General features: G+C 70.1%; 13 protein-coding genes. 2 read left to right on the top strand and 11 right to left on the bottom strand.

The genetic code is table 11. The features are described 5' to 3' along the window. Nucleotides 1-167 precede the first annotated feature (167 nt). From FHG89_RS13015 to FHG89_RS12980, 8 genes are all read right to left on the bottom strand, one after another. Nucleotides 168-632 (bottom strand): metal-sulfur cluster assembly factor, encoded by a 465-nt coding sequence (locus FHG89_RS13015; RefSeq protein WP_139584647.1) that lies wholly within the window; start codon nt 630-632, stop codon nt 168-170. Beyond that, nucleotides 629-1,102 carry a Fe-S cluster assembly sulfur transfer protein SufU gene (gene sufU / locus FHG89_RS13010; protein WP_121653048.1) on the bottom strand — a complete coding sequence of 158 codons (474 nt, stop codon included), beginning with the start codon at nt 1,100-1,102 and terminating at the stop codon, nt 629-631. The genes FHG89_RS13015 and sufU overlap by 4 nt, the downstream gene beginning before the upstream one ends. 2 nt (nt 1,103-1,104) lie before the next feature. Continuing rightward, nucleotides 1,105-2,409, bottom strand: coding sequence for a cysteine desulfurase (locus tag FHG89_RS13005; RefSeq protein WP_139584646.1), 1,305 nt, complete (start codon nt 2,407-2,409; stop codon nt 1,105-1,107). 20 nt (nt 2,410-2,429) lie between these two features. Continuing rightward, complete coding sequence (gene sufC, locus FHG89_RS13000; RefSeq protein WP_139584645.1) at nt 2,430-3,203, bottom strand: Fe-S cluster assembly ATPase SufC; 774 nt, start codon at nt 3,201-3,203, stop codon at nt 2,430-2,432. Beyond that, nucleotides 3,203-3,529 (bottom strand): non-heme iron oxygenase ferredoxin subunit, encoded by a 327-nt coding sequence (locus tag FHG89_RS12995; protein WP_139584644.1) that lies wholly within the window; start codon nt 3,527-3,529, stop codon nt 3,203-3,205. The genes sufC and FHG89_RS12995 overlap by 1 nt, the downstream gene beginning before the upstream one ends. Further along, complete coding sequence (gene sufD, locus FHG89_RS12990; protein WP_139584643.1) at nt 3,529-4,686, bottom strand: Fe-S cluster assembly protein SufD; 1,158 nt, start codon at nt 4,684-4,686, stop codon at nt 3,529-3,531. The genes FHG89_RS12995 and sufD overlap by 1 nt, the downstream gene beginning before the upstream one ends. A gap of 64 nt (nt 4,687-4,750) precedes the next feature. After that, a complete protein-coding gene (sufB, locus tag FHG89_RS12985) occupies nt 4,751-6,181 on the bottom strand; it encodes a Fe-S cluster assembly protein SufB (RefSeq protein WP_074312771.1) in 1,431 nt (476 codons plus the stop codon). Then, complete coding sequence (locus tag FHG89_RS12980) at nt 6,178-6,978, bottom strand: helix-turn-helix transcriptional regulator (RefSeq protein WP_139584642.1); 801 nt, start codon at nt 6,976-6,978, stop codon at nt 6,178-6,180. The genes sufB and FHG89_RS12980 overlap by 4 nt, the downstream gene beginning before the upstream one ends. Nucleotides 6,979-7,076: 98 nt before the next feature. Between FHG89_RS12980 and FHG89_RS12975 the strand changes: the two genes are divergently transcribed. Beyond that, nucleotides 7,077-8,039, top strand: a complete 963-nt coding sequence (locus FHG89_RS12975) for a COX15/CtaA family protein (RefSeq protein ID WP_167517401.1) — start codon at nt 7,077-7,079, stop codon at nt 8,037-8,039. A gap of 143 nt (nt 8,040-8,182) precedes the next feature. Here FHG89_RS12975 and FHG89_RS12970 read toward each other — a convergent pair whose 3' ends face one another. The 3 genes from FHG89_RS12970 to FHG89_RS12960 all read right to left on the bottom strand — a co-directional run bounded on the left by FHG89_RS12970 (nt 8,183) and on the right by FHG89_RS12960 (nt 10,685). Beyond that, a complete protein-coding gene (locus tag FHG89_RS12970; RefSeq protein WP_139584640.1) occupies nt 8,183-9,103 on the bottom strand; it encodes an ATP-grasp domain-containing protein in 921 nt (306 codons plus the stop codon). Between the two features lie 14 nt (nt 9,104-9,117). Then, nucleotides 9,118-9,453, bottom strand: coding sequence for a hypothetical protein (locus FHG89_RS12965; protein WP_139584639.1), 336 nt, complete (start codon nt 9,451-9,453; stop codon nt 9,118-9,120). A gap of 278 nt (nt 9,454-9,731) precedes the next feature. Continuing rightward, nucleotides 9,732-10,685: a heme o synthase gene (locus FHG89_RS12960; protein WP_139584638.1), complete on the bottom strand. Its 954-nt coding sequence runs from the start codon at nt 10,683-10,685 to the stop codon at nt 9,732-9,734. 264 nt (nt 10,686-10,949) lie between these two features. Between FHG89_RS12960 and tkt the strand changes: the two genes are divergently transcribed. After that, nucleotides 10,950-13,088 (top strand): transketolase, encoded by a 2,139-nt coding sequence (gene tkt / locus FHG89_RS12955; RefSeq protein ID WP_139584637.1) that lies wholly within the window; start codon nt 10,950-10,952, stop codon nt 13,086-13,088. Nucleotides 13,089-13,099: the final 11 nt, after the last annotated feature.

The following is a 13,099-nucleotide window of genomic DNA, read 5'->3' as shown; positions in this document are numbered from 1 at the left end:
CTCCCGCTCCCCCTCTCCCGGTGATCAAGAGGTTTGCGTCACCACGACGGCGGTTCCTGACGCAAACCTCTTGATCAACCAGGTGGGCGTTCAGGGGGTGGAACGCGTCGAGCGCGGCACCCCGACGGGGGTGCCGCGCTCGACGGGCAGAGCCGACCGGGGTCGACTCAGACGTTGAAGCCGAGGGAACGGAGCTGGTCCCGACCCTCGTCAGTGATCTTGTCCGGGCCCCACGGCGGAAGCCACACCCAGTTGATCCGGATGTCGTTGACCAGACCGCCGCCGGGGCCGGTCGTCAGCGCCTGCCGGGCCTGGTCCTCGATGACGTCGGTCAGCGGGCAGGCCGCCGAGGTGAGCGTCATGTCCAGGGTGGCGATGTTCTCGTCGTCCACGTGCACGCCGTACACCAGGCCGAGGTCGACCACGTTGATGCCCAGCTCCGGGTCGACGACGTCCTTCATCGCCTCCTCGATGTCGGCGATCATGGCCTTGCTGACGCCGGCCGTCGGGGTGGCGGCATCGCCGGCACCCGCCGTCGCGGCACTGTCGGTCGTCACGGCGTCGGTCTGCGGCGCCGCGGTGGCGTCACCGGCCTCCGGCGTCGCCGCGGTAGCGGTGTTCTCGCTGCTCATGCCTTCACCTCCGGGCTCACGCCCACACCGGCGCGTGCCGCCGCGTCCTTGAACGCCATCCACGGCAGCAGCGCGCACTTGACCCGGGCGGGGTAGCGGGCGACACCCGCGAAAGCAACCCCGTCACCGAGTACGTCCTCGTCCGGCGTGACCTGGCCACGTCCGGACATCAACTCCACGAACGCCTCGTGCACCTCGAATGCTTCCCCGGCGCCCCGACCGCGCAGCAACTCGTGCAGGACGCTCGCCGAGGCCTGGCTGATCGAACAGCCCATCCCGTCGTACGAGATGTCGTGCAGCACGGCGCCGTCGGTGGCCACCCGGACGGTGACCTCGTCGCCGCAGGTCGGGTTGACGTGGTGCGCCTCCGCGACCTGGTCGCCCGGGTCGTCGGCGTCGCGCAGGCCACGCCCGTGCGGGTGCTTGTAGTGGTCCAGGATGATCTCCTGGTAGAGCTGGTCGAGCTGCACCATCAGTCGAACACCTTCCGCACCTGCTCCAGACCGGCCACCAGAGCGTCGATCTCCTCGGTGGTGGTGTAGAGGTAGAACGAGGCCCGGGTCATGGCCGGGACGCCGAACCGGCTGCACACCGGCTTGGCACAGTGGTGACCCACCCGTACCTGCACGCCGAGCGAGTCGAGCACCTGACCCACGTCGTGCGGGTGGACGTCCCCCAGCGCGAACGAGATGGTGCCGCCCCGACCCACCGGCACCGTCGGGCCGAAGATCCGCAGGTCGGGCACCGAGCCGAGGGCGTCAAGGGCGTACGCCGTCAACTCCTTCTCGTGCCACTGGATCGACTGCATGCCGATCCCGGTGAGGTAGTCCACCGCCGCGCCGAGCGCGACCGCCTCGGCGATCGGCGGAGTGCCCGCCTCGAACCGGGCCGGCGGCGCCGCGAACGTCGACCCGGCCATGGTGACCGTCTCGATCATCGAACCGCCACCGAACACCGGCGGCATGGCCGCGAGCAGCTCACCCCGGCCCCAGAGCACCCCGATGCCGGTCGGGCCGCACATCTTGTGCCCGGTGAACACGATGTAGTCGGCGTCCAGGTCGACCACGTCGATGGGCAGGTGCGGCACCGACTGCGAGCAGTCCAGCAGCAGCAGAGCGCCCACCTCGCGGACCCGCGCCGTGATCCGGGCGGTCGCGTTGACGGTGCCGAGGATGTTCGACATGTGCACCAGCGAGACGATCTTCGTCCGTTCGGTGACCAGGTCCTCCAGGCCCGACTCGTCAAGCCGTCCCTGCTCGGTGACTCCGAACCAGCGCAGGGTCGCGCCGGTACGCTCGCACAGCAGCTGCCACGGGACGATGTTCGAGTGGTGCTCCATCTCGGAGATCACCACCTCGTCGCCCGGCCCCAGCCGGAACCGGGGGTCACCGTCGGGCCGCAGCGAGGCGTTGGAGAAGGCGTACGCCACGATGTTGATCGCCTCGGTGGAGTTCTTCGTGAACACCACCTCGTCCACGCTCGGCGCGTTGATGAACGCGGCGACCTTCGCCCGCGCCCCCTCGTACGCCTCGGTGGCCTCGGTGCCCAGGGTGTGCACCGAGCGCGACACGTTCGCGTTGTGCCGCGCGTAGTGCTCGGCGAGCACGTCGAGCACCATGCGCGGCTTGTGCGAGGTGTTGGCGCTGTCGAGGTAGACCAGCGGGTGCCCGTTGATCTCCCGATCGAGGATCGGGAAGTCGGCGCGCACCCGGGCCACGTCGAAACGCGGCACGTCGTCGTACTGCGGCATCCCCGACGGGATCGCGATGCTGGTCATCTCGACGGCGCCTCTCTCGCTCAGGCCTTGGCCGTGCCGGCCCCGGCGGCGTACCGCTCGTAGCCCTCGGCCTCGAGCTTGTCGGCCAGCTCCGGGCCGCCCTGCTCGACGATCCGGCCGGCCACGAAGACGTGCACGAAGTCCGGCTTGATGTAGCGCAGGATCCGCGTGTAGTGGGTGATCAGCAGCACGCCGGTGTCGCCGGTGTCGCGGACCCGGTTGACGCCCTCGCTGACCACGCGCAGGGCGTCCACGTCGAGGCCCGAGTCGGTCTCGTCGAGGACCGCGATCTTCGGCTTGAGCAGCTCCAGCTGGACGATCTCGTGCCGCTTCTTCTCACCGCCGGAGAAGCCCTCGTTGACGTTGCGCTGGGCGAACGCCGGGTCCATCTGGAGGCGCTCCATGGCGCCGCGCAGCTCGCCACCCCAGGTGCGCAGCTTCGGGGCCTCGCCGTCGATGGCGGTCTTGGCGGTCCGCAGGAAGTTCGCCACCGAGACGCCGGGCACCTCGACCGGGTACTGCATGGCCAGGAAGAGACCGGCGCGGGCGCGCTCGTCGACAGTCATGGCCAGCACGTCCTGGCCGTCGAGGGTCACCGAGCCGCCGGTGATCTCGTACTTGGGGTGACCGGCGATCGAGTACGCCAGGGTGGACTTGCCGGAACCGTTCGGGCCCATGATCGCGTGGGTCTCGCCGGAACGGATGGTCAGGTCGACGCCGGCCAGGATCGGCTTGAGCTCACCCTCGGGCAGCTTGACCGACACCTTCAGGTCGCGGATCTCCAGGGTGCTCATTATCGGGTCACTCCATTACTCGGCGTCAGGCTGACGTAGATGTCGCCGTCGCGGACTTCGACGGGATAGACGGGTACGGGTTGGGTGGCGGGCAGCCCGGTCGGCTCGCCGGTGCGCAGGTCGAAGCGCGAGGCGTGCAGCCAGCACTCCAACGTGCAGCCGTCGACGTCACCCTCAGAGAGGGCGACCGCGGCGTGTGAGCACTCGTCGTAGGCGGCGTAGAAGTTGCCGTCCGTGCCGTGCACCAGGGCGATCGGCGTGCCGTCGACGTCCGCGCTGATCACGCTGCCCTTCGGGACGTCCTCGGTGGAGCAGATCCGGATCATCAGGCGCCCGCCTTGGCCAGCCGGGCCTCGATCGCGTCGCCCAGGCGCTCGCGCAGCTCCTCCACCGGGATCTTGTTGATCAGTTCGGCGAAGAAGCCCCGGACCACCAGGCGGCGGGCCTCACCCTCCGGGATACCCCGGGCCATCAGGTAGAACAACTGCTCGTCGTCGAAGCGGCCGGTCGCGCTGGCGTGGCCGGCGCCGGCGATCTCGCCGGTCTCGATCTCCAGATTGGGTACGGAGTCCGCCCGCGCGCCGTCGCTGAGCAGCAGGTTCCGGTTGATCTCGTACGTGTCGGTGCCGGTCGCCTCGGCCTGGATCAGCACGTCGCCCACCCAGACGGTGTGCGCGTCGTCGCCCTGCAGAGCGCCCCGGTAGCCGACGTAGCTGCGGCAGTCCGGCACGTTGTGGTCGACCAGCTGCCGGTGCTCCAGGTGCTGGCCGGAGTCGGCGAAGTAGACGCCGTACAGCTCGGCCTCGCCGCCCCGGCCCGTGTACTCCACCGAGGTGAACTGCCGGACCAGGTCGCCGCCGAGGGTGACCTGGATGTGGATGACCTTGGCGTCCCGACCCAGCTTGATCTTGAGGTGCTGCGCCTGGACCGCGTCGTCGGCCCAGTCGGCCACCGTGACCAGGGTCAGCGTCGCGCCGTCGGCCACGGTGACCTCGACGTTGTCGGCCAGGGTGGCCGACCCGACGTGCTCCAGCACCAGGGTCACCTCGGCGAAGCGACCCACCTCGACGAAGGTGTGACCGAACGCCGGCTGACCGGCGCCGTCGCCGACCACGCGCAGGCGCACCGGAGCACCCAGCACCGCGTCCGGGTCGACCCGCACCAGCAGGGCGTCGGCGGCGGCGCCGTAGGCCAGCGCGCTGACCCGGTCGACCGGAGTGAGCACACTGCCGATCCGCTTGTCGTCACGGCCGACCCGTCCGACGGCCACGCCCTCGGGCAGGTCGCCGTACTCGTGCCGGACGGCGCCGGTCGCGGCCGGCGCCTCGCCCGACGACTCGCCGACCAGGCCGCGGAGGCGCTTGAGCGGGGTGAAACGCCACTCCTCCTCCAGGCCGGTGAGGGCCGGGAAGTCGGCGACGTCGAACGAGCGGAGCGCCTGCGACTTGGTGCTGGGCGGCGGCGCGGAAGCCTGGGTAGTCATTTCTTCCTTGGTCTGTTCTCTGCTGCGACGACGGTGTCAGGTCGGCCGGACGGGACGGACGGCGTCAGCCGACCGCGCCCTCCATCTGGAGCTCGATCAGCCGGTTCAGCTCCAGGGCGTACTCCATCGGAAGTTCCTTGGCGATCGGCTCGATGAAGCCACGCACGATCATGGCCATCGCCTCGTCCTCGCTCAGACCACGGCTCATCAGGTAGAAGAGCTGGTCGTCGCTGATCTTGGAGACGGTCGCCTCGTGCCCCATCGACACGTCGTCCTCGCGGATGTCGACGTACGGGTAGGTGTCCGAGCGGGAGATCGTGTCGACAAGCAGCGCGTCGCACTTGACCGTGCTGCGGCTGTGGTGCGAACCCTCCAGCACCTGCACGAGACCCCGGTACGAGGTGCGGCCGCCGCCCCGGGCGATCGACTTCGACACGATCGTCGAGGACGTGTGCGGCGCGGCGTGCACCATCTTGGCGCCCGCGTCCTGGTGCTGGCCCTCGCCGGCCATCGCCACCGAGAGCACCTCGCCCTTGGCGTGCTCGCCGGTCATGTAGACCGCCGGGTACTTCATGGTGACCTTGGAGCCGATGTTGCCGTCGACCCACTCCATGGTCGCGCCCTCGTGGCAGACGGCGCGCTTGGTCACCAGGTTGTAGACGTTGTTCGACCAGTTCTGGATGGTCGTGTACCGGCAGCGCGCGTTCTTCTTCACGATGATCTCCACGACCGCGCTGTGCAGCGAGTCGGAGGAGTACAGCGGCGCGGTGCAGCCCTCGACGTAGTGCACGTACGCACCCTCGTCGACGATGATCAGCGTCCGCTCGAACTGGCCCATGTTCTCCGTGTTGATCCGGAAGTAGGCCTGCAGCGGGATCTCCACGTGCACGCCCTTCGGCACGTAGATGAACGAGCCACCGGACCACACGGAGGTGTTGAGCGCGGCGAACTTGTTGTCACCGACCGGAATCACCGTGCCGAAGTACTCCTTGAAGACGTCCTCGTGCTCGCGCAGCGCCGTGTCGGTGTCCAGGAAGAGGACGCCCTGCTCCTCAAGGTCCTCACGGATCTTGTGGTAGACGACCTCCGACTCGTACTGCGCCGCGACACCGGCGACCAGGCGCTGCTTCTCCGCCTCCGGGATGCCCAGCCGGTCGTAGGTGTTCTTGATGTCCTCGGGCAGGTCCTCCCAGCTGGTGGCCTGCTTCTCGGTGGACCGCACGAAGTACTTGATGTTGTCGAAGTCGATCCCGGTGAGGTCCGCGCCCCAGGCCGGCATCGGCTTACGGCCGAACAGCCGCAGGCCCTTCAGGCGCAGGTCGAGCATCCAGGCCGGCTCGTTCTTCTTGGCCGAGATGTCCCGCACCACCGCCTCGTTGATGCCGCGCTGGGCGACCGCCCCGGCGGCGTCCGGGTCGGACCAGCCGTACTCGTAGCGACCCAGGGCGGCGAGCTGCTCTTCCTGGGTCAGGGGCTGGACGATCTGCTCGGTCATCTATCTGTCCTCACAGTGGTTACGGGATTACCGGACTGGGCGCGGGTCGGCTGGGTCGGAATGTGCGTGGTGCACACCCCGTCGCCGTGCGCGATGGTGGCCAGGCGCTGCACGTGGGTGCCGACCAGACGGGAGATCACCGCGGTCTCGGCCTCGCACAGCTGGGGAAACTCGGCGGCCACGTGCGCCACCGGGCAGTGGTGCTGGCAGAGCTGCCCGCCGGAGGCGATCGTGGTCGCGTTGGCAGCGTATCCCTCGGCGGTGAGCGCTCCAGCGAGTGCCTCCGCCCGCGCGAGGGGGTCGTCGCCGGCGTCCTCCATGGCGGCCCGGCAGCGCGACTCCAGGGCGGACACCTGCTCGGTGGCGAACGCCTCGACGGCGTCCGAACCACCGCTGCGGGCGATCCACCGCAGCGCGGCGGTGGCCATGTTGTCGTAGTGGTGTGTGCCACAGCGGACCCGGGCGGCCTCGGTCAGCAGGAACACCTTCGCCGGGCGCCCCCGACCACGACTGCCCTGCACGGTCTGCTCCCGGGCGAAGACGTCACCGTCGGCGAGCATCGCGTCCAGGTGCCGGCGGATCGCCGCCGGGCTCAGGCCGAGCGCCTGCCCGAGCTGCGCGGCGGTGGTGGCGCCCCGCTCCAGCAGCAGCTGGGTGACCCGGTCCCGGGTGGAGACCTCGGCCGCAGCGGCGCCGGAGAACCCGGTCGACGTGGTCACGGCGTGCGCGGACGCGGAAGCACCGACGGCCGGGACGGCCGCCGACCGCTGCCCGGAGAGCGCCGCCGCGTTTTTCACAACGCCAACGTTACGTAATTACCCTGAGGGTCGCAAACCCGGGCCCCGGTGATCCGAACCACCGACCCGACGGAGTCGGACGAACCTCGATCACTACGGTGCGTAGGATTTGCGCCGTGAACCGAATCGTCCGTCCGGTCTCCGGCACCCTGCTGAGCCGCCTCGCGCTCGCCTCGATCATCGCGAACGTGGGCATCGTCGTCACCGGCGGGGCCGTCCGGTTGACCGCGTCGGGCCTCGGCTGCCCCACCTGGCCCCGGTGCACCGACGATTCGTACGTCACCACCCCCGAGATGGGCATCTACGGGGTGATCGAGTTCGGCAACCGGATGCTGACCTTCGCGGTGGGCCTCATCGCGCTGGCCACCGTGCTGGCCGTACTGGCCCACCGGCCCCGCCGACCCGGGCTCCTCGCGCTGGCCGTCGCCGTCTTCCTCGGCATCCCCGCGCAGGCGGTGGTCGGTGGCATCACCGTGCTGACCAACCTCAACCCGTGGGTGGTCGGGCTGCACTTCCTCGCCTCGATGGCGGTGATCGCCGCCGCGTACGCCCTCTGGCGGCGGATCGACGAGCCGGACGGCCCCACGGTGGCCGTGGTGCCCACGCCGCTGCGCGCGCTGGCCCGGATCACCACAGGCGTCAGCGTCGCGGTACTGGTGATCGGCACCTGGGTCACCGGCAGCGGCCCGCACGCCGGCGACCAGGGCGCGGCCCGCAACGGGCTCGACCCGGAGTCGATCTCGCAGGTGCACGCCGACGGGGTCTTCCTGCTGATCGGCCTCTCGGTGGCGTTGATCTTCGCATTCCGGGCGGTCGGCGCGCGGCGGGCCACCCGGGCCGCGATCGTCCTGGTCGCCGTCGAGCTGAGCCAGGGTGTCATCGGCTTCGTGCAGTACTTCACCCACGTGCCCGCGCTCCTGGTCGGCGCGCACATGCTCGGCTCCTGCGTGGTGCTGCTCGCCACCCTCTCGGTGCAGTGGTCGACCCGGGAACGCCGCCCGGCCGCCTCGGCGCCGCAGACCACCGCGACCGAGGCCGAAGCCGTCCCGGTCACCGCCTGACACCCCCGCGCCGATCTTGCACGTCCACTCAATCTGCACAACTTCGGGGATGTTGCTGCTTCCGGGGCGCGGGAGACAGCAGCATCCCCGATATTGCGCGGATCTTGGGGGCTACGCCCAGGGCCAGGCGGCGGGGTGGGAGGTCAGGCGCGGCGGGCCAGGTGGGTGGTGATCGCTGTGGCGAGGCGGTCGGGGGCGCCGTCGGCGTACCCGATGAACAGCGACGGCTCGGTCAGCTCCAGCTCGACCAGGACGGGGTCGCCGTCCGGGCCGGGGATCAGGTCGACCCGGGCGTAGAGCAGTTGCCGCGTGCCGCCGGGCACGGTGGCGAGGGTGCGTTCGGCGACCGCCAGCTGGTCCGGTCGCGCGGTGCGGGCGGTGATCTCCTCGGCCTTGTAGAGCCCGTCCGGGCCGAGGTCCGGCCCGGTCAGCATCGGCCCCTTGCGGATGGCGTGGCTGAACGCGAGCCCGTCCGGGCCGGCCAGGAAGAGCAGCGCCGTCTCGCCCTCGGTGTCGACGGCCTCCAGGTACGGCTGGACCATTGTCGCCCGACCGGCGGTGGACAGCCGGCGTACGTGCGCCACGGCCAGGTCGCGGTGCTCCGGGTCGGCCAGGTCGTACCGGCCGGTGTCCTGGCTGCCCGCGCTGACCGCTGGCTTGATCACGTACTCGCCGGTGTCAGCGGGCGGCTGCCAGCTCTCCCCCGGCTCGACCCAGGAGGTCGGCACGGTGGGCACGCCTGCCGCGGTCAGCTCGGCGAGGTACCGCTTGTCGGTGTTCCAGTGGACCACGTCGGCCGGGTTGACAAGCGCCGGGACGGTGGCCGCCCAGGTGACGAACTCGTCGCGGCGCAGCGCGTAGTCCCACGGCGAGCGGAGCACGACCAGGTCGTACGAGGACCAGTCGACGTCGGGGTCGTCCCAGACGGGGGCCTCGACGGTGACGCCCCGGGCGGCGAGCGGGGCGAGGACGAGCCGGTCGTCCGGGTCCAGCTCGGTCAGCTCGGTGCAGGTGACGAGAGCGACCCGGGGTTTCCCCCGGGTCGACTGGTGGTGGTCGGTCAATTCAACTGTCTATCTCAGCGGGCCATCGTGCGCCGGGCCATCGACCGCCAGAGGTCGTTGCTCGGACGCATCTGGTCCATCAGTTCACGCTCCCAGGCGTTCTCGACGGTGACTCCCGCCCTGGCGCACGCCTCCCGGGCGGTGACGGTGTCGTCGGCGAACTGGTCGCCCCACTCACCGTCGGAACCCACGAGGACGATCCGCGCGCCACGCTTGCCGACGTACTCGATGACCGCCTTCGCTCCGCCGTGTCCGGCGGCGAACGCCTTGAGGCCGGCGACCAGGCCGTGCGGGGCCTGCTCACCAACGGTCTGCTCGTCCGTCAGCGTCGTATCGGAACCATCTGCCATGACGCGAAGCCTAAGCAGAGTTCCACTCGCACGGGCGAGAAGCATGAAGCTTTTGTGATGCCAATTACCTACAGGTTTAAGGAAGAACACAGGTTTGCTGCCCGGTTTTTTCCCGACTTACAGGTGCAAAACGCGCTGGCAAACCAGTACCGAGCCGCCACAGGTTGAGCCCATCCGACTCATGCGAAAGTTACCCCGATGTGACGTTAAACCCGGACAACCCATCCATGATGATGATTAGTCGAGTCAGCGGAACGGGCCGGTCGAGCCGGCTCCGGTCAGATCAGCGCGTCGAGCGCGACGGCCACGAACACGATCGTCAGGTACGTGGTCGACCAGTGGAACAGGCGCATCGGCTTGACGGCCTCGCCGCGCGTCGCGCGACGGCACAGCCGGTGCGCCTCGACGATGAAGATGGCGCCCACCACAAGCGTCGGCACGCCGTAGATCGCGCTCAGGCCCAGCGGCCAGACCGCCAGGGAGGTCAGCACGGTGAGCCAGGCGAAGATCAGGATCTCGGCGTTCACCCGGCGGGTGGAGGCCACCACCGGCAGCATCGGGATCCCGGCCCGCGCGTAGTCGTCCTTGTACTTCATGGCGAGCGGGTAGAAGTGCGGCATCTGCCAGAAGAAGACCACCGCGAACAGCCCCCACGCGGCCGGCGCCAGACCACCGGTCACCGCCGCCCAGCCGATGAGCACCGGAGCGGCCCCGCAGGCGCCACCCCAGAACGTGTTCGTCGGGGTGGAGCGCTTGAGCCACAGCGTGTAGACGACGTCGTAGTAGACGATCGCGGCGAGGGTGAGCGCGGCGGCGAGCAGGTTGGTGAACGCCGCCATCAGCACGATCGAGACCGCCGCCAGCACCAGACCGAAGACCAGGGCGCTGCGCGGTGACACCGTGTGCGCCGGCAGCGGCCGGCGCTTCGTCCGCCGCATCAGCTGATCGATGTCCCGGTCGATGTAGCAGTTGAGCACGCTGGCCGCGCCCGCGGCGAGCGAGCCACCGATGAGCACCACGGCCATCAGCCACAGCGACGGCAGGCCACCCTCGGCGAGCATCATCGCCGGCACGGTGGTGACCAGCAGCAACTCGACGATGCGCGGCTTGGTGAGCGCCACGTACGCCGAGACGATCGCGCGTACGTCCCGCCGCGCCACCGGGCCGTCGGCCGCCCGCGCCGGGGGCTGCCCGGCGGGATTGCTCGCGGGGCGCTCGGTGATCATGCTCACGGATTGCCACCTTCCGGCATCGCCACGGGGAGATCGGTCGGCCCAACCCGTTCGGGGGCCGCACACCGACCCACACACTACGCGTTGTCGTTTTGGCTGCCCGGCCGACCCGACAACGGTGCGGGCCGTCACACCACCGGGTTGAACGACTCGAGCCTTCGTCCCGTACCGCACACCATGCAGAGATCCGTGGGCGGACGTTTAGGGCCGCTCGATAGGGTCACCAGTGAGGGTTCCGCCCATCTGCCGAGGAGCACAACCATCGTGGCTGCCAACCGACCCGAGCACTCCGAACTCAACTGGTCCGACCTCGATCGCCGGGCTGTCGACACCGTCCGCGTCCTGGCCATGGATGCCGTGGAGAAATCCGGCAACGGCCACCCGGGTACCGCGATGAGCCTGGCGCCCGCGGCGTACCTCCTGTTCAACCGGGTCATGCGGCACAACCCGGCCGACCCGAACTGGCCCGGTCGGGACCGGTTCGTGCTGTCCGCCGGGCACTCCAGCCTGACGCTCTACATCCAGCTGTTCCTGTCCGGGTACCCGCTGAGCCTGTCCGACCTGAAGTCGCTGCGGCAGTGGGGCTCGCTCACGCCGGGTCACCCCGAGCACGGGCACACGCCGGGCGTGGAGACCACCACCGGCCCGCTCGGGCAGGGCCTGGGCAACGCGGTAGGCATGGCCATGGCGGCCCGCCGGGAGCGCGGCCTGTTCGACCCGGAGGCCGAGCCGGGCGCGTCGGTCTTCGACCACGACATCTGGTGCATCGTCTCCGACGGCGACATCGAGGAGGGCATCAGCCACGAGGCCAGCGCCCTCGCCGGGCACCAGCAGCTGGGCAACCTCACGGTGATCTACGACGACAACGAGATCTCGATCGAGGACGACACCCGCATCGCCAAGAGCGAGGACGTGGCGGCCCGCTACGAGGCGTACGGCTGGCACGTGCAGACCGTCGACTGGCGCAGCGGCGACGCCGACCAGGGTGACTACCACGAGGACGCCGAGGCGCTGCACCGCGCGCTGCTCGCCGCCAAGGCGGAGACCGGTCGTCCCTCCTTCATCGCGTTGCGCACCATCATCGGCTGGCCCGCGCCCAACAAGCAGAACACCGGCAAGATCCACGGCTCGGCGTTGGGCGCCGACGAGGTGAAGGCCACCAAGCGGATCCTCGGCTTCGACCCCGAGCAGACCTTCGAGGTGGACGAGGAGGTGCTCGGCCACGCCCGCGCGGTGATGGGCCGCGGTTCCGACGCCGAGCAGGAGTGGACCAGCGCGTTCGACGCCTGGAAGAAAGCCAACCCGGAGCGCGCCGCGCTCTACGAGCGGATGGCCGGCCGCGTGCTTCCCGACGGCTGGACCAACGCGCTGCCGGTCTTCCCCGCCGACGCCAAGGGCATGGCCACCCGGGCCGCGTCCGGCAAGGTGCTGGAGGCGCTCGCGCCGGTGCTGCCGGAGCTGTGGGGTGGCTCGGCCGACCTGGCCGAGAGCAACAACACCACGATGAAGGGCGAGCCGTCGTTCATCCCGGCCGCGCACGCCACCAAGGACTTCCCCGGTCACGAGTACGGCCGCACGCTGCACTTCGGCATCCGTGAGCACGCCATGGGAGCGATCCTCAACGGCATCGCGCTGCACGGGGGCACCCGCCCGTACGGCGGCACGTTCCTCGTGTTCAGCGACTACATGCGTCCGTCGGTGCGGCTGGCCGCGCTGATGAAGCTGCCGGTGACGTACGTCTGGACGCACGACTCGATCGGCCTGGGCGAGGACGGCCCGACCCACCAGCCGGTGGAGCACCTGACCGCGCTGCGCGCCATCCCGGGCCTGGACGTGGTCCGCCCGGCCGACGCCAACGAGACGGCATGGGCGTGGCGGCAGGCGCTGGAGCACACCGACCGGCCCACCGCGCTGGCGCTGAGCCGCCAGCCGCTGCCGACCCTGGACCGGGACGTCCTGGGCGACGTGGCCGGCGTGGCCAAGGGCGGTTACGTGCTGGCCGAGGCGTCCAACGGCAAGCCGCAGGTGATCATCGTCGGCACCGGCTCCGAGGTGCAGCTCTGCCTGACCGCCCGGGAGCGGTTGGAGGCCGACGGCACGCCGACCCGGGTGGTCTCGATGCCCTGCCAGGAGTGGTTCTACGAGCAGGACGAGGCGTACCGGGAGTCGGTGCTCCCACGCGGGGTAAAGGCAAGGGTGAGCGTGGAGGCGGGCATCGCGATGTCCTGGCGCGGGATCGTCGGCGACCTCGGCGAGAGCGTGAGCCTGGAGCACTACGGAGCGAGCGCCCCGCACACCGTGCTCTTCGAGCAGTTCGGGTTCACCCCCGACCGGATCGTGGCGGCGGCACACGCCTCGCTGGCCCGGGTGGGCGACATCACCGGTTTCACGACCGGCAACTGAGGGAGCGTGGA

This window comes from Micromonospora orduensis, assembly GCF_006228125.1.
Taxonomy (GTDB): Bacteria; Actinomycetota; Actinomycetes; order Mycobacteriales; family Micromonosporaceae; genus Micromonospora; species Micromonospora orduensis.
This window is presented reverse-complemented; position numbering and strand designations above follow the sequence as displayed.